We start from the raw sequence: 21,437 nt of genomic DNA, 5'->3' as shown, positions 1-21,437 counted from the left end.
ACAAGAGGGGACACGATGAAAGCAGTCATTCTGGCGGGCGGTCTGGGCACGCGAATCAGCGAGGAATCGCATCTCAAGCCTAAACCGATGATCGAGATCGGTGGTAAGCCAATTCTTTGGCACATCATGAAACAGTACTCGGCCCACGGGATTCATGACTTCGTGATTTGCCTTGGCTACAAGGGCTATGCGATCAAGGATTTCTTCGCCAACTACTTCTTGCACACCTCCGACGTCACCTTCGACATGTCCAACAATCGCATGGACGTGCATCAGAATTACAGCGAACCGTGGCGCGTGACCCTGATCGACACTGGCGAAGAAACCATGACCGGTGGCCGTTTGCGTCGTGCCGGCCGTTACCTGGAAAACGAAGAAGCCTTCTGTTTCACCTATGGTGACGGCGTTTCCGACCTGAATATCAGTGCGCTGGTGGATTTCCATTTGACCCATGGAAAACTGGCCACCGTCACGGCCGTGCAGCCGCCAGGCCGTTACGGCGCGCTGGAGCGCGAAGGCAACATGGTCCGTGGCTTCATTGAAAAGCCGCGTGGCGATGGTGGCTGGATCAACGGTGGTTTCTTCGTGTTGTCGCCCAAGGTGCTGTCGCTGATCAGCAATGATGAGACTGTCTGGGAATCCGACCCGTTGAATGGCCTGGCTGAGCGCGGGGAACTGGCGGCGTACCAGCACGATGGTTTCTGGCACCCGATGGATACCCTGCGCGACAAGAATTACCTGGAACAGCTGTGGCAAAGTGGGGAGGCCCCATGGAAACAGTGGGACTGAGCCCCGGGTTCTGGCGCGGCAAGCGAGTCCTGCTGACTGGCCACACCGGGTTCAAAGGCAGCTGGCTGGCGTTGTGGCTCAAGAGCCTCGGCGCCGAGGTTACCGGTTTCGCGTTGGCCCCCGGCACTGAGCCGAGCCTGTTTGAACTGGCCCGGGTCAGCGATGGCATCAACGATCAACGCGGTGATTTGCGTGACCTCGGCGCGTTGCTGGAAGTGCTGGCCGACGTCGAACCGGAAATCGTCCTGCACTTGGCCGCGCAACCGCTGGTGCGTGAAGGTTATCGTGATCCGCTGGGCACCTATTCCAGCAACGTCATGGGCACTCTCAACCTGCTGGAAGCGATTCGTCAGGTCGGTTGCGTGCGTGCCTGCGTGCTGGTCACCACTGACAAGGTCTACGCCAACCAAGAGTGGCTGTGGCCGTACCGCGAGAACGAAGCGCTGGGTGGCCATGATCCTTACAGCAGCAGCAAGGCCTGCTGTGAGTTGTTGGCGCAGTCCTACGCAGCCTCGTTTTTCTCCGCCGAGCGCTATGACGAACACGGTCTGGCCCTGGCCACGGCGCGCGCCGGTAACGTCCTGGGTGGCGGCGATTTCGCGCCGGAGCGTTTGATTCCCGATGTGCTCAAAGCCTGGTCTGCCGATGAACCGGTGACCTTGCGTTATCCACAAGCCGTGCGCCCGTGGCAGCACGCGCTGGAGCCGCTGGCGGGTTACCTGCAACTGGCGGCGGCGCTGTACGAAAAAGGCCCTGAATTTGCCGGCGCGTGGAACTTCGGTCCCGGCGACAGCGACATGTGCAGCGTCGGTGAGGTGGTTGAGCTGCTCGCCAAACGCTGGCCGCAAGCCCCCGGTTTACGCATCGAAAAGAGCGATTTGCATGAAGCGGGCCTGTTGCGTCTGGACAGCAGCCAGGCGCGTCAACGCCTGGCATGGCAGCCGCGCTGGTCGTTGCAGCAATGCCTCGAACACACCCTGGATTGGCACTTGGCCTGGACGCAGGGCGCGGACATGCGTGAAGTGACGCTGGCGCAACTGGATCGTTATCGAGGTTTGCAGTGAGCGATTTCCTGTTGACCCCATTGCCGTTGGCCGGGCTGTTCAATGTTCAGCACAAACATCATCGCGACGCACGCGGGCATTTTTCCCGGCTGTTCTGTGAAGGCAGTCTGGAGGGCTTCGAGCAGCCGTTTCACATCCGCCAGATCAACCACTCTTGCACGCGCGAGCGTGGCAGCGTGCGCGGCTTGCATTACCAGACCGCCCAGGCGCCCGAAGCGAAGTTGATCAGTTGCCTGCGCGGCCAGGTCTGGGATGTGGCTGTGGATTTGCGCCCCGACTCGAAAACGTTTCTGAGCTGGCACGCCGAGTATTTGCGGGAGGGCGATGGTCGCAGCGTGCTGATTCCGGCGGGGTTCGCCCACGGTTTCCAGGCCCTGACTGAAGACGCCGAATTGCTCTACCTGCACAGCGCCGACTACGCCCCGGCGCATGAGGCCGGTTTGTCGGTGCATGACCCGCGTCTGGCGATCGCCTGGCCGTTGCCTGTCAAAAATCTGTCGGAGCGGGACGCCTCGCATCCCTTGCTCGATCATCGATTCGCTGGAGTGCGTCTATGAATTGCCGAGGTTGCGGCACCCCATTGGCCTTGCCGTTGATTGATCTCGGCACCTCGCCACCGTCCAACGCGTATTTGCGCCCGGAGCAACTGGAGAAGGCCGAGCAATGGGTACCGTTGAAAGTGCAGGTGTGCCAGGCGTGCTGGCTGGTCCAGACTGAGGACTACACCAGCGCCGAAAGCCTGTTCGACGCCGACTATGCCTATTTCAGCTCCTACTCCAGCACCTGGCTGGCCCACGCCGAAAGCTATGTGGCCGAGATGGTCGAGCGCTTCGCGCTGAACGAACACAGTCGCGTGGTGGAAATCGCCGCCAACGACGGCTACCTGCTGCAATACGTGGCCAGGCGCGGTATTGCCTGCCTCGGTGTCGAGCCGACCCACAGCACGGCCCAGGCGGCGCGTGAAAAAGGGTTGGAGATTCGCGAGGTGTTTTTCGGTCGCGACAGTGCGGCGCAACTGGTGGCTGAAGGTTGGTCGGCGGACTTGATGGCGGCCAACAATGTGCTGGCCCACGTGCCGGACATCAACGATTTCCTCGGCGGTTTCGCCACGCTGTTGAAGCCTGCCGGCGTGGCAACCTTCGAGTTTCCACATCTGATGGCGCTGATGGCGGGGGCGCAGTTCGACACCCTGTACCACGAGCATTATTCCTACCTGTCGCTGACGGCTGTACAAAGCTTGTGCAAGCGCAACGGTCTGGAAATTTTCGACGTCAGTGAGTTGCCGACCCATGGCGGATCGCTGCGGGTTTTCGTCCAGCGTGCTGATGGCGAACGGCGTGCGCGTCAGGCCTCGGTGCAGTTCATGCTGGACATCGAACTGGCCGCCGGCATGCAAACCCCCGAGTACTACTCGACCTTGGCCCCGGCTGCGGAGCAGATCAAGCACGACCTGCTGCGTTTCCTGTTGCAGGCCAAGGCCGACGGCAAGCGCGTGGTCGGCTACGGCGCGGCAGCCAAGGGCAATACCTTGCTCAACTATGCCGGGGTCAAGCCTGACTTGCTGGCGTGGGTCGCCGACGCCAATCCGCACAAGCAAGGCAAATTCTTGCCAGGCAGTCGGATTCCGGTGGTGTCGCCTGAACGTATCGCCAAAGAGCAACCGGATTACGTGCTGGTGTTGCCGTGGAACCTGTTGCACGAGGTGAGTCAGCAACAGGCGCAGGTTCGCGAATGGGGCGGGCGATTCGTGATCGCCGTGCCTGAGTTGACCCTGCTGTGACGGGCTTGCACGTGCTGGTCACCGGCGCGACCGGCTTTGTCGGTCGCCATCTGGTCAGCGCCTTGTTGGCCCGTGGCTGCCGCGTGCGTGCGGTGGCGCGCAACCTTGAGGTGGCGCAGAGCATGCCGTGGTTCGGCGCGGTGGAGTTCATCGTTGCCGATATTCATGCCGCCGAGCTAGAGGTTGCTGCGCTGACCGAAGGCGTCGACGCCCTGGCCCACCTCGCGTGGCCAGGCTTGCCAAACTATCAGGGGCTGTTCCATTTCGAGCACAACCTGATGGCCGACTATGCCTTTATCAAACGCGCAGTCGAGGCCGGTGTGCCGCAGGTTTTAGTCACGGGCACCTGTTTCGAATACGGCCTGCAAAGCGGTCCGCTGGATGAACAGACCGCGCCGCAGCCCGGCAATCCATATGGTCTGGCGAAGAATACCTTGCGCCTGTTCCTCGAAAGCTTGCAGCGAGAGCTGCCGTTCACCTTGCAATGGGCGCGGCTGTTTTATCTGCATGGCGCCGGGCAAAACCGCAACAGTTTGCTGGCCAGCCTGGACCGTGCCATCGAGGCCGGCGACGCCTCGTTCAATATGTCGGCGGGGGATCAACTGCGCGACTATCTGGCCATCGAAGTCGCGGCGGATTACCTCGCGCAGATCCTGCAACACCGGGGATTTTCCGGGGTGATCAACTGTGCCAGCGGCCAGCCGATTTCGGTCAGGGCGCTGGTCGAGCAGCGGCTGCGAGAGCGTGGCGCGTCGATCACCTTGAACCTCGGGCATTACGGCTATTCCCCCCACGAACCGATGGCGTTCTGGGGCGTGGCTGACCGGCTGAAACAACTTTTAAACGTAGAGCCAGGTGAGGTAACCGAGCATGGTGCATGAGTTATATCGGGTCGCCGATTTGCCGGTGTTGCAGAATCGGACCTTCGCCGACAGCGCCGCCGCCAAGGCGTCGGCCAGCGCTGACATGGTGTTGGTGCAAGATGCAGTCAGCGGCCTGGTCTTCAATCAGGCGTTCGATGCCGACAAGCTGAGCTACGACAGCGACTATCAGAATGAACAGGCGCACTCGGGTCAGTTCCAGCAACACCTGAATGATGTCGAGGGTGTGATCGCACGCCACTTCAAAGGCCAACAACTGATCGAAGTCGGGTGCGGTAAAGGCTATTTTCTTGAGCTGCTGAGCGGTCTGGGTTACGCCATCACCGGTATCGACCCGGCCTACGAAGGCAACAACAACGAAGTGATCAAGGCGCCGTTTACCCGTGGCCTTGGCCTGGCGGCGGATGCCGTGGTGTTGCGCCATGTGCTGGAACACATCGGCGACCCGGTGGCGTTCCTCGCGGAAATCGCTGAGGCCAACCAGGGCGGGCAGATCTACATCGAGGTGCCGTGTTTCGACTGGATCGTCGAGCACAACGCCTGGTTCGATGTGTTCTATGAGCACGTCAATTACTTCCGCCTGCAGGACCTGCGTCGCTTGTTCGGCACTGTGCATGAGGCCGGACATTTGTTTGGCGGTCAGTACCTGTACATCGTCGCCGACCTCGGCAGCCTGCAGACGGCGCCCAGCGAACCGGTGGTCCGCGTCGACCTGCCGGGCAACTTCACCCACAGCCTGGCGCGTACGGTGCAAATCATTCAATCCGCTCCCGAGCAGGGAGCCGCCATCTGGGGCGCCTCGTCCAAGGGCGTGATTTATTCGTTGTTCCTGCAACGCGCAGGGGTGGCGGTCGATCAGGTGGTGGATATCAACCCGGCCAAACAGGGGCGTTATCTGCCGCTCAGCGGTGTGCGTGTGTCGTCGCCGCAAGAGGCACGCGACGCATTGCCCGAGGGCGCCAACCTGTTTGTGATGAACTCGAACTACCTCGAAGAAATCAAGCGGATGACCGATGGGCGTTATGTCTATCACGCCGTGGACAGTGCTTCGTTCCAATGACTTGTCAGTGAGATCACGCGATGACTAACAGCATTACTCAAGCGTTCGAAGCCGAATGCGAGAAAGAAATCAGTGCCCAGGGCCAGGACGAAAAACTCAAGGGCCTGGCCCGCGATTTTTTCAACGAATCGGCCAAGCACAAGTACAGCTATCACTTCTCCTGGATGGGCCGGCCGATCATTCAGCTGCCTCAGGACATGATGGCCATGCAGGAAATCATCTGGCAGGTCAAACCTGACTTGGTGATCGAGTGCGGCATCGCCCACGGTGGTTCGATCATCTACTACGCCTCGTTGCTGGAGCTGCAAGGCCACGGCGAAGTGCTGGGCATCGACCTCGACATCCGCGCGCACAACCGCGAGGCGATCGAGAGCCACCCGATGAGCAAGCGCATCAGCATGATCGAAGGCTCGAGCATCGACCTGGCGATCGTTGAGCAAGTGCGTGCGATTGCCGAAGGCAAGAAAGTCATCCTGGTCCTCGACTCCAACCACACCCACGAACACGTATTGGAAGAACTGCGCCTGTACGGGCCGTTGGTGTCGATCGGCAGCTATTGCGTGGTCATGGACACCGTGGTCGAAGACATGCCACCGGAGTTCTTCCCGGACCGTCCATGGGGCCCGGGCGATAACCCGAAAACCGCGGTATGGGCTTACCTGGAAGAGAACACGTCGTTCGAAATCGATTACCAGATGCAGAACAAGCTGCTGGTGACAGTCGCCCCGGACGGTTACTTGCGTCGGGTCCGTTAAGCAGCAATACCATCGTTTGGTTTTCTTGGGCGATTCGCCGGTTGTGGGGAAGGTTATGCAAGGCAAAAATGTTTCTGAACACGCGTTACCACTGAACGAGCTGTTGACGGTGGTTTTGATCAGCCACAACCGACCGGCGTTTTTGCTCCGGGCGGTACGCTTCTACAGTACCTTGCCTTGCAAGATCCTGGTGTTGGACTCCTCATCTCAAGTCAATCAGAGCATGCTCGGGCAGCCGGCTTCGGTCGACTACCGTCACCTGCCGCAGTTCGGCTATTGGGGTATCCAGCGCAAACTGGCGTATGGCGTCGACAATGTGACCACGCCGTACATGGTGCTCGCCGCTGACGATGACTTCATCATCCACGGCGCGTTGACCGAGTCGGTCGAGTTCCTCGAAGCCAACCCGGACTACGGCATGTGCCACGGCTACTGCCTGATGTACCTGACCCTGGCTAACAGCGTCAGCTACTACCGCCGCGACAAGAAGGTCATGGAAGACTTTTCGTCCGAGCGTCCGCAGGATCGCGTGATCGATTTCATGTCGCAGTACATCCCGCCGTTCTATGCGGTGCATCGCACCTCGCTGATGCGCGACTGGCACTCGGCGATGCCGGAAGACACGCTGGTGCAGTGGCAGGAAATCGGCCACGCGTACTACATGCTGGCGCGGGCCAAGGCGCGAATCCTGCCGATTCCGTATGTGGTGCGTGAGATCAACTACCACGGCTCCGAACACAAGACCGAGATTTACCTGTCGCTGGTGCACACCGATACCAAGTCGGTGGCCGAGCGCGAATCTTTTGCCGACTTCCTGACCTCGCTGCCCACGGCCATCACTGACCTTGATCCGGTGCAGACCAAGCAGTTCGTGCTGGAAAGCTTCGCGGCCATGATCCAATGCTTGTCCGTCGGCAACTCATTGACCGCCGAACTGATTTTCGAGTCGCACTGGAGTTCGGATGCGCTGACCACCGATCGTCGCTTCGGCAAGAAGCAATACGTGGAAATGCCGTTCTACAACCAAGCGTTTTTCGATCTATTGACCGAGTTCGAATTCATGCTGCACGCCATGCCTGCCGGCCGTCTGCAGCTCGAAGAGCTGGAGGGCATCTGGGCACGTCAGGAAGCGCTGATGCATGCGCGCAACAACGACACGGCGGAAGCGGTACTCGACCGTTTGTGGCAAGCGCACGACTGCAATATGTTTAACCGCAGTGTGGTCAAGCGTCTGACTCAGCAACTGGACATTCTCGGTGAGCAAGACGATGCCAACAAGCTGTTGGCCTGGGAGCAACGCCTGAACGCGGTGTCTCCAGTGGGCAACCAGCAGACCTTTGACACCATGCAGACCGGTCGCCTGCTCAAGTGGCTGGAGGCTCGCAACCCGAATGCCGAGCAGTTGGAGAAGATTGCCGCACACCTGCAAGCCCACGACGGCGGCCCGCAGTTCGGCCTGCTGATCGTCGACCTGGACGATGACCTGGCGAAGTTGCAGGTCACCCTCGACAGCTTGCTGGAAGGACACAGCAAAGCGTTCAAGATCGTGGTGTTCACCACCGGCGAACCGCTGACGGTCACCACCTCGAACGACACCCTGCATTTCGTCCGCGTCACCCGTGGCAACTACATCGACAAACTGAACCAGGCGGCTCGTCAATCGACCTGCAATTGGTTGCTGCTGGCCGAGGCCGGTGATCAGTTCACCAGCAGTGGTTTGCTGCGCGCCAGCCTGGAATTGTTGGCGGCCCCTGAGTGCCGCGCTGTGGCCACCGACGAGATCCAGCGTCAGCCAAGCGGCGCGCTGGTGGATGTGTTCCGTCCGGGCTTCAACCTTGATCTGCTGCAAAGCCTGCCGAGCATCATGGCCCGCCATTGGCTGGTGCGTCGCGACGTGTTGGTGGAGGCTGGCGGTTACTCGGCGGACTTCAGCAAGGCGCTGGAGTTCGACCTGCTGCTGCGCATCATCGAACAGGGCGGCATGGCATGGTTGGCGCACCTCGATGAACCGCTGCTGATCTGCTCGGCGCCGGTGATCGAAGACAACCCCCATGAGCGTCTGGCGTTGCTGCGCCATCTGACGGCCCGTGGCTACAAAGCGCAGGTCACCTCGCAGGCGACCGGCACCTGGTTCGTCGATTACCGACACAGCGGGCGGCCGATGGTGTCGATTATCGTCCCGTGTCAGGACAACCTGCCACAGTTGGAACGCTGCCTGAACAGCATCCAGCAGCGGACCCGCTACCAGCGCTACGAAGTACTCGTCGTGGACAACCAAAGCCAATCGGCGGCAGTCACCGCCTGGCTCGATAATCAGGAACAGAAAGCCGGACGTGTGCGCATCGTGCGTGCCGAACAGCGCCTGGGTGATTCAGCGCTGTACAACTTCGCCGCGCAGCACGCCCAGGGCGAATACCTGGTGTTGCTGTCAAGCGAGAGCGACGTGGTCAACCCGAACTGGATCGAAACCCTGCTCAATCTGGCGCTACGTCCGGAAGTTGGCGTGGTCGGGCCGAAACTGGTCGACCGCGACGGCAAGACCACCCAGGCCGGCCTGGTGCTGGGCCTCGACAACGGGGTTGGCTCGGCCTTCGTCGGTGACGCGAGCACCGTTCGCGGCTACCTGCATCGGCATGCCCTGGAGCAAAACTACTCGGCAGTGTCCGGTGCCTGCCTGATGGTGCGTAAAGCGCTGTTTGACGCGGTGGGCGGTCTTGATGAAGGTCTGTTCGCCGACGCCTGGAGCGACGTCGACTTGTGCCTGAAAGTGGCCGCTGGCGGTCATCTGACGGTCTGGACACCCCAGGTGAGTGTGACCCACCCAGGGACCTTGCCCGAAGCGCCTGCCGCACTCGACGCCCTTCGCGACAAGTGGGCCGGGCAGTTTCAGCACGATCTGGCCTACAACAAAAACCTCGCCTTGACCGGCAAAGGTTTCACCCTCGGCAACCCTTCCAGTGTGAACTGGGAACAGTTGCTCGCGTAACCGGCGCAGGTCAGAGGACGCACGGCATGTTCAACGGCAAATCGATTTTCATCTCCGGCGGCACGGGTTCGTTCGGGCGCAATTTCATCCGCCGCTTGCTGGAGCAATACCAGCCCAAGCGGGTGGTGGTGTTCTCCCGCGACGAGCTCAAGCAGTACGAGATGCAGCAAGTGTTCAACGCGCCCTGCATGCGCTACTTCATTGGCGACGTGCGTGACGCCGAGCGCTTGCGCGTGGCCATGCGCGGGATCGATTACGTGGTGCATGCCGCAGCCCTGAAGCAAGTGCCGGCGGCAGAATACAACCCGACAGAATTCATTCGAACCAACGTCAATGGCGCGGAGAACATTATCGCCGCCGCCATCGACAACGGGGTGAAGAAGGTGATTGCGCTGTCCACCGACAAGGCGGCCAGCCCGATCAACCTGTACGGCGCCACCAAGTTGCTGTCAGACAAGCTGTTCGTCGCGGCCAACAACATTGCCGGTGACCAGCAGACGCGGTTTTCCGTGGTGCGCTACGGCAACGTCGCTGGCTCGCGGGGTTCGGTGGTGCCGTTCTTCAACAAGCTGATCAGTGACGGCGCGCAAGAACTGCCGATCACCGACCCACGCATGACGCGCTTCTGGATCACCCTGGATCACGGCGTGCAGTTCGTGCTCGACAGCTTCGCGCGGATGCATGGCGGCGAAGTGTTCGTGCCCAAGATTCCCTCGGTGCGCATCGTTGATCTGGCCAAAGGCATGGCCGGGCATTTGCCGCACAAAAACGTCGGTATTCGTCCGGGTGAAAAGCTGCACGAGCTGATGGTGCCGCTGGACGATGCACGGATGACCATCGAGTTCAAGGATCACTACACCATCCAGCCATCGATTCGCTTCACCAGTGTTGACGTCGACTTCGCGGTCGACGGGCTGGGCGAGCGCGGCGAGGCAGTGGACGAAAACTTCGAATACCGTTCTGACAACAATCCGCAGTTCATGAGCGTGAGCCAGATTGCCGACCTGCATAAGCAGGACGTATGACGCCGTTCTCGATTCCCTACGGGCGGCAGAACATCGACCAGGCGGACATCGATGCCGTGGTCGAAGTGCTCAAGTCGCCGTGGTTGACCCAAGGGCCAGCGGTACCGCGTTTCGAGGCGGCGTTGGCGGCGCATTGTCAGGCCGAGTTTGCGATCGCCGTGTGCAATGCCACGGCGGCACTGCACATTGCCTGCCTGGCCGCTGGGCTGGGCGCGGGTGATCGGTTGTGGACCACGCCCAATACCTTCGTTGCCTCGGCCAACTGCGGGCGTTATTGCGGCGCCGAGGTGGATTTCGTCGACATCGATCCGCTGACCTGGAACCTCGATGCCGGGTTGTTGGCGTCGAAGCTGGAAGCGGCGGAGCGAGCCGGGACATTGCCGAAAGTGGTGGTAGCGGTGGCGTTTGCCGGGCAGAGCTGCGACATGCGGCGCATCGCCGAACTGGCCGAGCGTTATGGCTTCACCCTGATCGAAGACGCCTCGCACGCAGTGGGCGCTTCGTACTTGGGCAGGCCGGTGGGCAGCGGTGCCCATGCGGCGATGACCATCTTCAGTTTTCACCCGGTGAAGATCATCACCACCGGCGAAGGCGGCATGGTCCTGACCAATCGGCCTGAATTGGCTGAGCGTCTACGGCGCTTGCGCAGTCACGGCATCACCGGCGAGCCGTCGCAGATGTCGGTGCCGGATCATGGTTTGTGGTACTACCAGCAACTGGAGCTGGGCTTCAATTACCGGATGACCGATCTGCATGCGGCACTGGGTTTGTCGCAGATCGCCAGGCTGGACGCGTTTGTTGCCAAACGCCGGCAGTTGGCGGCACGTTATCACCGACTGTTGGCCGATCTGCCGCTGACCTTGCCGACGCAGCAGGAAGGTGCTGAGTCAGCCTGGCATTTGTATGTGGTGCGGGTGCCGTTTGAGCAACTCAAGCTGAGTCAACGCGCCGTCTTTGATGCGATGCGTAGCGCTGGAGTCGGGGTGAACCTGCATTACATCCCGGTGCATCTGCAACCCTATTACCGCGAGCAGGGTTTTACCGACGGCGATTACCCCGAAGCCGAGCGTTACTTCGGCGAGGCGATCAGCCTGCCGTTATTTCCGGACCTGAGCGACGAACAACAGGACTATGTGGTTGAGCAGTTGCGCAATCTGCTTTTGTTTCTGCCGAAGGCGTAGGAGCAAGCTTGCTCGCGATCGGCTGCGCAGCAGTCGCATATTCAGGTTATCGGTTTTACCTGACACTCCGCGCTGCCTGGTTTTACTGCCGCTGCGCAGCAGATCGCAGGCAAGCCAGCTCCTACGCCTTCGGCAGAAGCGGATTACGTGATTTTTTGAATTTATGAGCATGAGCCATGCGTGAACTAACCGCACAAGAACAATTCTGGCAGGGCGATTTTGGCGACCAGTACGTCGAGCGTAATCAGGGCAATACCCTGATCGCCGGCAACCTCGCGTTATTTTCGCGGATCCTCGCCCGTACCCAGCGCCTGAACAGTGTGCTGGAACTGGGCACTAACATCGGCAACAACCTGTTGGCCTTGCACCAACTGCTGCCAGGCTGCCATTTGCACGGCGTCGAGATCAATGCCAAAGCTCATGCTCAGGCACAAAGCCTGGGCATCGCCAGTGTCTGGCAGGGTTCGTTGTTCGATTATCCACAGGCGCGCAGCTTCGACCTGACCATGACCAAAGGCGTGCTGATTCACCTGGCACCCGAATTACTGCCAGCGGCCTACGCGCAGTTGTATGACTTGAGCAGCCGCTACATTTTGATCGCCGAGTACTACAACCCGGCACCAGTCGAAGTGCTGTATCGCGGCAACAGCGGCAAGCTGTTCAAGCGCGATTTTGCCGGTGAAATGCTCGATCGCTACAGCGATCTGCAACTGTTGGATTACGGTTTCAGCTATCACCGAGACCCACAATTCCCTTCCGACGACATCACCTGGTTTCTCCTGGAAAAACGCCCGTGACTGCCATCGCGATCATCCCGGCGCGGGGTGGCAGCAAACGTATCCCGCGCAAGAACCTCAAGCTGTTCAACGGCGAACCGATGATTGTCGGTTCGATTCGCGCAGCGTTGAAGTCCGGGGTGTTCGATCAGGTGCTGGTCAGCACCGATGATGCAGAGATCGCGGCGGTCGCGCGGGCCCATGGCGCGCAGGTGCCGTTTCTGCGTCCTGCAGAACTGGCCGATGATTACACCGGCACCGCGGCGGTCATCGAACACGCGGTTCGGACGTTGCAGGCAGAGGGTCAGACCTACGATTTCGCGTGCTGCATCTACGCCACCGCACCCTTGCTCCAGGTGCGCTTTTTGCGCGAAGGTTTACGCTTGTTGCAGCAGCACCCGGAAAAATCCTTCGCCTTTTCCCTGTGCAGTTTTGCCTTTCCGGTGCAGCGCGCCTTGACTATCGATGCTCAGGGCGCGTTGACCTCGCTGTACCCGCAGTACCGTGACACCCGCTCCCAGGATTTGCCCGAGGCTTATCAGGATGCCGGGCAATTCTATTGGGGTCGTAGCGAGGCCTGGTTGCGCGGCGAGGTGTTGTATTCAGCGCAGAGTCTGCCGGTGATTTTGCCTCGGCATCTGGTGCAGGATATCGACACCGAGCAAGACTGGACCCGTGCCGAATTCCTCTACGCGGCACTCAAAGCCGGTGGAGAGCTGGAACCATGAGAGTCCTGATTCGCGCCGACGCCTCCCATGCGATTGGCAGCGGACACATCGCCCGCTGCCTGACCCTGGCCACGGTGCTGCGCGACGGCGGGGCGGAAGTGGCGTTTGCCTGTCGGGAGCTGCCGGGGCATTTGCTCGATCGTCTGGCGGCTCAGGGCTGGCGCACTTATCGGCTGACGGCCGAGGCAATCGGCGCTGAAGTCGACATTGAAGCGGCGTTGCCCTGGCAGGCCGATATCGATGGCCTGCAGCTGCAATTGGCGGGGGCGCGATTCGATTGGGTGATCGTCGACCACTACGGTCTCGATCACCGGTGGCAAACGGCGGCCCGACAGTGGGCGCCGCGCATCGCCGCCATCGATGACCTGGCCAATCGTCGGCATGCGGTCGATCTGTTGCTCGACCAGAATTTCAGTGGCACGCCCAGCGCCTACGCACCGTGGATCGACGCTGAATGTCGGGGGCTGTTCGGGCCACGCTTTGCCATGATCCGCGACGAATTCAAGCGCGAGCCGATAGCGATTCGGCCACATGCACGGCGGCTGCTGGTGAATTTCGGTGGCTTCGATGCTGCCGGCGAAACCTGGAAGGCCATGCAGGCGCTGGAAGGGATCGACGGCCTTGAGGTGGACTTCATTGCCGGCACCGGCAACCCCGAGTGGCAGCGGATGCAGGCCATGGCGCAAGGGCGCGCTGACTGGCGCCTGCAAACCCATACCGAACAGTTCGCCGAGCTGATGGCTCAGGCCGATCTGTTCATCGGCGCCGGCGGCGGTACCAGCTGGGAACGTGCCGCCTTGGGGCTGCCAACCATTAGCATCGCCGTGGCCGGTAACCAGCAGGCCAATGGCGAATGCATGGCGGCGGTCGGCGCGCACCTGTACCTGGGGCCGCGAGAAATGGTCACCGTGGAGTCCTTGCGTCAGGCGATCAGTGTGCTGGTGGCCAATCAGGGCTTGCGCCAGAGTTTTGCCGAGCGCTCGCGCAGTCTGGTCGATGGCTTGGGCGTCAAGCGCGTGGCCGCTGCCTTGGCCGGGGAGTTTATGCAACTGCGTGCGGCGAGCATGGACGATGCGCGTTTGCTGTTCGACGGGCGCACCGCCGAGGCGGTGCGTCGTTGGTCGGTGCAAGCGCAGACCATTGACTGGTCCAGTCACCTGATCTGGCTGGCGTCGACCTTGGCCAATCCGCAGCGCCTGCTGCTGGTGGCCGAGGCGCTGGACGGGCCGATCGGGGTGTTGCGTTACGACCTCGACGGGGCACGGGCCGAGGTATCGATTTATCTGTTCGAAGGGCGCTTCGGTCTGGGCTGGGGCAGGGCGTTGCTCAACAGCGGCGAGGGCTTTATCCAGCGCCATTGGCCGCAGTTGCAGGCGATCGATGCACAGGTGCTGCCGGCCAATCAGGCTTCGATCAATCTGTTTCGCGACGCGGGCTATGAGCAGGCAGATTGCCGTTTCGAGCGCGTGCTAAAGGATCATCCACATGACTAGCTTCAAGATTGGCCAGCGTTCGATTGGCGCCGGCTCACCTCCGTTTATCATCGCCGAGATGAGTGGCAACCATAACCAGTCGCTGGAGGTGGCGTTGCAGATTGTCGAAGCCGCGGCGCGTGCCGGTGCTCACGCATTGAAGCTGCAGACCTACACCGCCGAGACCATGACCCTGGATCTGGACCACGATGAGTTCTTCATCAAGGACCCGAACAGCCTGTGGGCCGGCACCTCGCTGTATGCGCTGTACGAAAAGGCCCATACGCCGTGGGCGTGGCATGCGCCGATCTTTCAGCGTGCCAGGGAACTGGGGATGGTGGCGTTCTCGACGCCGTTCGATGAGAGCGCGGTGGACTTCCTCGAAAGCCTTGAGGTGCCGGCCTACAAAATCGCCAGTTTCGAAAACACCGATTTGCCGTTGATCCGTCGGGTGGCGGCCACCGGTAAACCCTTGATTATCTCTACCGGCATGGCCAGCGTCGCCGAACTCGACGAAACGGTGCGCGCGGCTCGTGAGGCGGGCTGCAAAGATCTGGTGCTGCTCAAATGCACCAGCACCTACCCGGCCACCCCGGAAAACAGCCACCTACGCACCATTCCACACCTGCGTGAGATGTTCGGTTGCGAGGTGGGTTTGTCCGATCACTCCATGGGCGTGGGCGTCTCGGTAGCGGCCGTGGTGCTCGGTGCCAGCGTGGTGGAAAAACACTTCACCCTTGACCGGTCTGCGGGCGGGGTGGATGCGAGCTTCTCGCTGGAGCCCGCCGAGCTGGCCAGTCTGGTGGTCGAGACCGAGCGCGCCTGGCAGGCCTTGGGCCAGGTTCACTATGGGCCGACCGTGGCCGAGCAGAAGTCGCTGGTCTATCGCCGCTCGTTGTACGTGGTGCGTGACATGGTCGCCGGTGAGCTGTTCAGCACCGATAACGTGCGCGCCATCCGCCCCGGCCTGGGGCTGGCGCCCAAGCACATCGACAACGTCATCGGGCGCAAGGCGCGCACCGCGCTGGTCCGTGGCACCGCGCTGGATTGGGCGTTGGTCGAGTAGCATCCGGGCACACCACAGGTCCTACAGGTGATGAATGTAAACTCGCCAGCAGACACAAGGTCAGCCCGCTGGACCGCCTTATGCAGCGTCGTTCAGCCAGGCGTTGGGTACGGTACGGTATAAAAGCGGACAAAACTTAGTGACCTATGAGTCATAACGCGCATCTTCACTGTATCGTATGGAGCGGTGATGATGGCGTCAGGCCTTTAGTGGGTCTTGTATTTAGCCTTTGATCGTCTCCCGTAGTCGCCCGCTGGCGATGGAAAATTCCTGTTTGTCGGCACCACTCGATTCAGCGAGTCGTGATATCAAGCAATTTATTATTGGGAAGCCATGATGATTGGCATAAAAAGCATAGCGAGTTACGTGCCCGCAGCCGGCGTTGACAATTACGCGCAGGGTGCCAAATTCGGCAAGGATGACGAGTTCATCCTTGGCAAGATCGGTTCTGCTTTTCTGCCACGCAAAGACGATGCGCAAGAAACTTCCGATTTGTGCGTCGAGGCAGTGAATGCCTTGTTTGCAAAGAATCCTCACCTCAAGCGCGAGTCCATCGACGCGCTGATCGTGGTGACCCAGAACGGCGACGAAGACGGCTTGCCACACACCGCCGCCATCGTTCAAGACAAGCTCGGCCTGCCGACTCACGTGGCGGCGTTCGACATCTCCCTGGGGTGCTCGGGCTACGTCTACGGCATCTACGCCATGAAGGGCTTCATGGAAGCCACGGGGTTGAAGAACGGCCTGCTGATCACCGCCGACCCGTATTCGAAAATTGTCGATCCGGAAGACCGCAACACCACGATGCTGTTCGGTGATGCGGCGACGGTGACCTGGATGGGCGAAGACCCTGTCTGGCAACTGGGCAAGGCCAAGTTTGGTACCGATGGCTCAGGTGCACCGCATTTGAAGGTCAATGACGGGGTGTTCTACATGAACGGTCGTCAGGTCTTCAACTTCGCCTTGATCAAGGTGCCGGCACACTTGCACGAACTGTTGGGCGAGTCAGGTTTGCAGTCGTCCGATATCGATGCGTTCTGCATTCACCAGGGCAGCGCGGCCATCGTCGACGCCGTGGCGCGACGCTTCGAGGGTGAGCCGGAGAAATTCGTCAAGGACATGCTGGAGACCGGGAACACGGTGTCGTCGAGCATTCCGTTGCTGTTGGAAAAGCATGCGATGGACGCCACCTGGAAACGGGTCGCGTTGAGCGGGTTTGGGGTTGGCCTGTCCTGGGGCTCGGCGATTATTCACCGGCCCTGATGATTTGGCGTCAGCGCAACCTGTCAGGTTGCTGATTTGACGTCAAAAAAATCAGTTATTTTCGAAACAGGACGAATGGTGGCGCTCAAGGTGGGTTAACCTTGGGCGCTATTTTTTTGTCTGTATCAGTAAGCGAGGCCGCATGAGCGATTGTTTTCAGCGTAATGCCGAGGTGCTACAGCGCCGCTGGCCGACGCTGTTTACCCGTTTGCTGGCCGAAGACAGCCAATCGATCCGCGCCGAGCAAGTGACCGGCAAGGGCGCGACACTCAGTATCGATGGCATTCAGTTGACCAGTCGCCATGACCGCTTCGCTGAAGCCCGTCTGCAAGCGGCCAGCCTGCCGCTCGCGAGTTCCATTGCGCATGTCTACGGCACCGGGCTGGGTGATGTGCAACGCGTCCTGCTGGAGCGCAGCGACCTCAATCGCTTGCAGGTGCATATCCTCAACGGCGCCTTGTTCAAGTTGATTCTGGAGCAATTCGATCAAGTCGATTGGCTGAGCGAGCCACGGGTCGAACTGAGCTACGCCGTCGATGACCGGGAAATCCGCCTGCCGTTCTTTGCACTGCCTTCCGAACTGGAACTGGCGGACGAGCTGAACGCCAAGATCCGCGATCGGCTGGTCAGTGAAGTGCACCTGAACTTCAACAACCGCGAGTTCAACCCGCAGTCGCCGCAGATCCTCAAGCGCCTGAAAGCCAGCCTGCAACTGCTGCGCAGTGACCGTAACGTGACCGAGCTGTTTGGCAGTCAGGCCGGCCGGGAAATCTACGTGATCGGTACCGGCCCGAGTCTTGAGCAGCAGTTCGAAAAACTGAAGGTGATCCGCGCGCAAAGCCCACGACCGCTGTTTATCAGTGTCGATACCGCCTACCGGCCGTTGATGGAGCAGGGCATCAAGCCCGACATGGTGGTGAGTATCGATCAGCGCATCACTGCGTTGCATTTGCCGTCGGAGCAGTCCGACAAGATTCCGCTGGTGTACATGCCGTTGAGCAACCCCAAAGTGTTGCGTGCGTGGAAGGGCTGGCGCTATGCGAGTTACTCGGCCAGCCCGATCTATCGCAATATGCGCGAAAAGAACGACCGGGGCGAGTTGTATGTCGGCGGCAGCGTGATTCATCCTGCGGTGGACCTGGCGGTAAAAATGGGCGCCGCGCAGATCACCCTGTTTGGCGCGGACTTCGCTTTCCCGATGAACAAGACTCACGCCAGCTGGAAAGACGGCGAACTCGGGCCGGGGGTCAACCTTGCTCGGCACTGGGTGCTCGATGGTCGTGGGCAGAGGGTCAAGACTCAGCTTAACTTCCGTCGCTACCTGAGCGAGTTGGAGCGCTACATCGCCAAGCATCCACAGGTGAGCTTTTTCAACAGTAGCCGCGAGGGCGCGATGATTGCCGGCACCCGCTTCAATCCGGAGTTCACCCAGTGATCGGCTCGCCTGATCGGCTCGAGGCCACGCGTCGTTGCGCGGGGCTGTTCCGCCTGGGACGCGACGTCGAAGCAGCGCTGGACATGGTCGAGCTGTTCACGGAACTGATGCCGTTGTTTTCCAAAGGCCCAACGGTCAGGCAACAACAGTGGCTTGAGTTGCTGAAGTCGATGCTGAAATGCCAGGAAGCGCGGGACAGCCTCGGGCTGGCGGATTACCTGGAGTATGAGTTGGTGGAGTTGCTTCAAGTCACTGTTTGACTGTAGCAAACGGTTGCGTTTTCGCTTGGTAATGAGCGAAGCCGTTGTAATCCCGGCTGATGCAACGCTTGCTCAAGCGCCAGACGGTCATACATTTCCAGTCATCGCACCCAGCCTCGCTCCAGAATAAAGTGAATTGATCGCCGCGCTGGTAAGGTCCGGCTCGACGGACCGTACTGTCGGCGCAGCCGTGTTGCCGCGCCGAGCACTGCTTACGCGGCGACGCCCACGGCCGCCCGTACGGTGAAGTGAAGTGGTCATTCCGGCTGGCGAGGTTGAGGATGAAGTCGGTCATCACTTTGGGGGGGATGAACATGTTTTGTCCCTGCTGTGTTGTGAGAGGATCAAATAATCAGGCTTATTTGAAAGAAAATATTACAAAAGCAAATAATTTTAAAAATAGTGACTTACGCTTAATCTGCCCTACAGATGTAGGGTGTATATAGCGCGTTATTACTAAGTGTTGTTTTTTGATCGGTTAAAGCCGCTTTCGATCCCTCCGATAAACAGGTTGCAAGCTTTCAAAAGTGTGTTTGATGCAGTCACCTTTTTGAAAGCCGGTATTCTCTGTTTGTTGCGAGGACTTTTGCCATGGCTTTAACCGTAAATACCAATACAGCCTCACTGTCGGTTCAAGGTAATTTGAATCGTGCGTCCGATTCAGTGAGCACTACGATGGCGCGTTTGTCCTCGGGGCTGAGGATAAACAGTGCCAAGGACGATGCCGCCGGTATCCAGATTGCCAGCCGCCTGACGACTCAAATCAAAGGCATGACGGTGGCAAGCCGAAATGCCAATGATGGAATTTCCATTATTCAAACTGCCGAGGGCTCATTGAAGGAGTCAGGCAATATCTTGCAGCGCATGCGCGAAATTGCCGTTCAGTCGAAAAATGGCACCAACGGCAAAGTTGATCGAGATGCCCTGAATGCTGAATATCAGGAATTGAATGATGAACTGACCCGTAAGGCTCAAAGCGCCAACTTCGGTGGAAGCCTTAAGTTGCTCGACGGTAGCGCGGGAATTCTGACGCTTCATATTGGCGCGGGTACTGGCGCGGCAGAGCAGATCAATGTGTCGCTCGCGGGGGATTTCACAGCTGCTGCCCTGTTCAAGGCGAAGGAGACAATAGCTGCAGTCGCAGCTGATGCTACGACCAACGGTTCGGCAGGCACCACGGCAGGTGAGTACACCCGTTATGCGATTGACGGGTCCGGAAAGAAAAATGTCCTCGAGTTGAAAAATACCGAGACTGAAAAGAACGCAGTGGAGACGACCGATTTGGCATTGAGGGATGCGAATGCAGCCTTTAAAAAACTGAATGCTACTGACCCGGATTACGCCACTGCAGAAACGGCTGTTAAGACTGCGCAAAGTGCCTTCGACGATGCAGTCGTCAAATACAGCGACCTAAACACCGCCAACGCAGCAACCAAAGCTTTGAACGACGTCGCACAAGGCGAAAACATCAAGGCTTCGATTGACGCCATCGACCGGGCTCTGCAAACCATCAACTCATCTATCGCCGACTTGGGTGCAAAGCAGAATCGTCTGAGTAGCACGATTAACGACCTGCGCAACTCTATCCAGAATGCAGTCGCCTCACGGGGCCAGATCCAGGATGTCGACTACGCGTCGGAAACCGCCGAACTGACCAAAAACCAAATCCTTCAACAGGCCTCCACCGCGATCCTTGCGCAGGCCAATCAATTGCCTTCCGCCGTATTAAAGCTGCTGCAATAAAAGAAAAGTACCAAACCCGGCGTCTCTTCGGAGACGCCAAACCTCAAAACGGTTGGAATCAATGGTGTTAACACGGCGTTACAGGCAAGGCAGATACCGCTGGAGGCCCCGACATCTGTAGGGATGTCAGAGTAATGGCAAAATTTTTCAAAAAAGCCCTCAAGCTCCTTGCAGTCACGACGATAACCATTACGAAGGTTCTCTAGGCCATACCCGGCGGTTGCCAGGGCCGGAAGCCGCAGTACCCAACCAACGAGGATTTCACTATGTTAGGCGTAAACACCAACGTTGCATCCCTGGCCGTTCAGGCAAACCTGAACAAGGCGTCTGATGCTCTGACTACTTCGATGACCCGTCTTTCTTCCGGCCTGAAAATCAACAGCGCTAAAGACGACGCCGCCGGCCTGCAGATCGCAACTCGTGAAACCAGCCAGATCCGTGGTCAGACCGTAGCCATCAAAAACGCCAACGACGGTATCTCGATGGCGCAAACCGCTGAAGGCGCGCTGCAAGAATCGACCAACATTCTGCAACGTATGCGTGAACTGGCTGTACAAGCACGTAACGGCACCAACGGCACTGCTGACCAAACTGCGACCAACGCAGAATACGCTCAGATGTCTGACGAACTGACTCGTATCTCGGCTTCGACCAACCTGAACGGCAAGAACCTGCTGGACGGTTCGGCTGGCGTGATGACCCTGCAAGTGGGTTCCAACACCGGTACTGCTAACCACATCGACCTGACTCTGAGCTCGAAATTCGACGCCGTGAGCCTGTCGGTAGGTTCGGGTACTACTGCTTTGACTGGTGCTACCAGCGCCGCAGCGGCAAGCAACATCGACAACGCGATCACCGCTATCGACGCCGCTCTGGCAGCGATCAACGCCACTCGCGCCAGCTTGGGTGCTTCGCAAAACCGTCTGACCAGCACCATCAACAACCTGCAAAACGTTAACCAGAACGCTACCGCTGCACTGGGTCGTATTCAGGATACCGACTTCGCAGCTGAAACCGCTAACCTGACCAAGCAGCAAACGCTGCAACAGGCTTCCACCGCTGTTCTGGCCCAGGCTAACCAGCTGCCATCCGCTGTACTGAAACTGCTTCAGTAATCTTCGGATTGAGTTTTGGCGGGGGAGTGCGTTTATTGCGCTCTCTCGCTTTTTTGGT

Annotated in this window: 20 protein-coding genes; 19 read left to right on the top strand and 1 reads right to left on the bottom strand. The window is 59.5% G+C overall.

What is annotated here, in order from left to right:
* Positions 1–15 precede the first annotated feature (15 nt).
* From rfbF to ACF0H7_RS22680, 17 genes are all read left to right on the top strand, one after another.
* Positions 16–789 (top strand): glucose-1-phosphate cytidylyltransferase, encoded by a 774-nt coding sequence (rfbF, locus tag ACF0H7_RS22760; protein ID WP_397449108.1) that lies wholly within the window; start codon positions 16–18, stop codon positions 787–789.
* The gene (gene rfbG / locus ACF0H7_RS22755; protein ID WP_397449107.1) at positions 771–1,853 is read left to right on the top strand and encodes a CDP-glucose 4,6-dehydratase; all 1,083 of its coding nucleotides are present in this window, start codon (positions 771–773) and stop codon (positions 1,851–1,853) included. Before rfbF ends, rfbG begins: the two co-directional genes overlap by 19 nt.
* Positions 1,850–2,410, top strand: a complete 561-nt coding sequence (locus ACF0H7_RS22750; protein WP_397449106.1) for a dTDP-4-dehydrorhamnose 3,5-epimerase family protein — start codon at positions 1,850–1,852, stop codon at positions 2,408–2,410. Before rfbG ends, ACF0H7_RS22750 begins: the two co-directional genes overlap by 4 nt.
* The gene (locus tag ACF0H7_RS22745) at positions 2,407–3,633 is read left to right on the top strand and encodes a methyltransferase domain-containing protein (protein WP_397449105.1); all 1,227 of its coding nucleotides are present in this window, start codon (positions 2,407–2,409) and stop codon (positions 3,631–3,633) included. Before ACF0H7_RS22750 ends, ACF0H7_RS22745 begins: the two co-directional genes overlap by 4 nt.
* Positions 3,634–3,638: 5 nt before the next feature.
* The gene (locus ACF0H7_RS22740) at positions 3,639–4,514 is read left to right on the top strand and encodes an NAD-dependent epimerase/dehydratase family protein (protein ID WP_397453990.1); all 876 of its coding nucleotides are present in this window, start codon (positions 3,639–3,641) and stop codon (positions 4,512–4,514) included.
* The gene (locus ACF0H7_RS22735) at positions 4,504–5,574 is read left to right on the top strand and encodes a class I SAM-dependent methyltransferase (RefSeq protein ID WP_397449104.1); all 1,071 of its coding nucleotides are present in this window, start codon (positions 4,504–4,506) and stop codon (positions 5,572–5,574) included. Before ACF0H7_RS22740 ends, ACF0H7_RS22735 begins: the two co-directional genes overlap by 11 nt.
* 20 nt (positions 5,575–5,594) lie before the next feature.
* Positions 5,595–6,329, top strand: a complete 735-nt coding sequence (locus ACF0H7_RS22730) for a cephalosporin hydroxylase family protein (RefSeq protein WP_397449103.1) — start codon at positions 5,595–5,597, stop codon at positions 6,327–6,329.
* A gap of 55 nt (positions 6,330–6,384) precedes the next feature.
* Positions 6,385–9,315 (top strand): glycosyltransferase family 2 protein, encoded by a 2,931-nt coding sequence (locus tag ACF0H7_RS22725; protein WP_397449102.1) that lies wholly within the window; start codon positions 6,385–6,387, stop codon positions 9,313–9,315.
* Positions 9,316–9,341: 26 nt separating this feature from the next.
* Positions 9,342–10,340: a UDP-N-acetylglucosamine 4,6-dehydratase (inverting) gene (gene pseB, locus ACF0H7_RS22720; RefSeq protein ID WP_397449101.1), complete on the top strand. Its 999-nt coding sequence runs from the start codon at positions 9,342–9,344 to the stop codon at positions 10,338–10,340.
* Positions 10,337–11,521 (top strand): UDP-4-amino-4,6-dideoxy-N-acetyl-beta-L-altrosamine transaminase, encoded by a 1,185-nt coding sequence (gene pseC, locus ACF0H7_RS22715; RefSeq protein WP_397449100.1) that lies wholly within the window; start codon positions 10,337–10,339, stop codon positions 11,519–11,521. The genes pseB and pseC overlap by 4 nt, the downstream gene beginning before the upstream one ends.
* A 176-nt stretch (positions 11,522–11,697) precedes the next feature.
* Positions 11,698–12,318, top strand: coding sequence for a pseudaminic acid biosynthesis-associated methylase (locus ACF0H7_RS22710; RefSeq protein WP_397449099.1), 621 nt, complete (start codon positions 11,698–11,700; stop codon positions 12,316–12,318).
* A complete protein-coding gene (gene pseF, locus ACF0H7_RS22705; RefSeq protein WP_397449098.1) occupies positions 12,315–13,025 on the top strand; it encodes a pseudaminic acid cytidylyltransferase in 711 nt (236 codons plus the stop codon). Before ACF0H7_RS22710 ends, pseF begins: the two co-directional genes overlap by 4 nt.
* The gene (pseG, locus tag ACF0H7_RS22700) at positions 13,022–14,518 is read left to right on the top strand and encodes a UDP-2,4-diacetamido-2,4,6-trideoxy-beta-L-altropyranose hydrolase (RefSeq protein ID WP_397449097.1); all 1,497 of its coding nucleotides are present in this window, start codon (positions 13,022–13,024) and stop codon (positions 14,516–14,518) included. Before pseF ends, pseG begins: the two co-directional genes overlap by 4 nt.
* The gene (gene pseI, locus ACF0H7_RS22695) at positions 14,511–15,563 is read left to right on the top strand and encodes a pseudaminic acid synthase (protein ID WP_397449096.1); all 1,053 of its coding nucleotides are present in this window, start codon (positions 14,511–14,513) and stop codon (positions 15,561–15,563) included. Before pseG ends, pseI begins: the two co-directional genes overlap by 8 nt.
* A gap of 336 nt (positions 15,564–15,899) precedes the next feature.
* Positions 15,900–16,826: a ketoacyl-ACP synthase III gene (locus ACF0H7_RS22690; protein WP_397453989.1), complete on the top strand. Its 927-nt coding sequence runs from the start codon at positions 15,900–15,902 to the stop codon at positions 16,824–16,826.
* Between the two features lie 142 nt (positions 16,827–16,968).
* Positions 16,969–18,261, top strand: coding sequence for a motility associated factor glycosyltransferase family protein (locus ACF0H7_RS22685; protein WP_397449095.1), 1,293 nt, complete (start codon positions 16,969–16,971; stop codon positions 18,259–18,261).
* Entirely contained in the window at positions 18,258–18,521 is a 264-nt protein-coding gene (locus tag ACF0H7_RS22680; RefSeq protein ID WP_397449094.1) for a hypothetical protein, read from the top strand. Before ACF0H7_RS22685 ends, ACF0H7_RS22680 begins: the two co-directional genes overlap by 4 nt.
* Here ACF0H7_RS22680 and ACF0H7_RS22675 read toward each other — a convergent pair.
* On the bottom strand, positions 18,511–18,837 hold the full coding sequence (locus tag ACF0H7_RS22675; RefSeq protein WP_397449093.1) for a hypothetical protein: 327 nt from the start codon (positions 18,835–18,837) through the stop codon (positions 18,511–18,513). The two genes, ACF0H7_RS22680 and ACF0H7_RS22675, sit on opposite strands and share 11 nt — an antisense overlap.
* Positions 18,838–19,112: 275 nt before the next feature.
* On the opposite strand from ACF0H7_RS22675, the gene ACF0H7_RS22670 reads away from it, so the two are divergent.
* Both ACF0H7_RS22670 and ACF0H7_RS22665 read left to right on the top strand, forming a co-directional pair.
* Complete coding sequence (locus ACF0H7_RS22670) at positions 19,113–20,264, top strand: flagellin (protein ID WP_397449092.1); 1,152 nt, start codon at positions 19,113–19,115, stop codon at positions 20,262–20,264.
* A gap of 266 nt (positions 20,265–20,530) precedes the next feature.
* On the top strand, positions 20,531–21,379 hold the full coding sequence (locus ACF0H7_RS22665) for a flagellin domain-containing protein (RefSeq protein WP_397449091.1): 849 nt from the start codon (positions 20,531–20,533) through the stop codon (positions 21,377–21,379).
* Positions 21,380–21,437 lie beyond the last annotated feature (58 nt).

It is taken from the genome of Pseudomonas sp. NA-150 (assembly GCF_044336365.1).
Classification (GTDB): Bacteria; Pseudomonadota; Gammaproteobacteria; order Pseudomonadales; family Pseudomonadaceae; genus Aquipseudomonas.
Note: the sequence above shows the minus strand (reverse complement) of the source record. Positions and strands in the feature narration are given on the sequence as shown.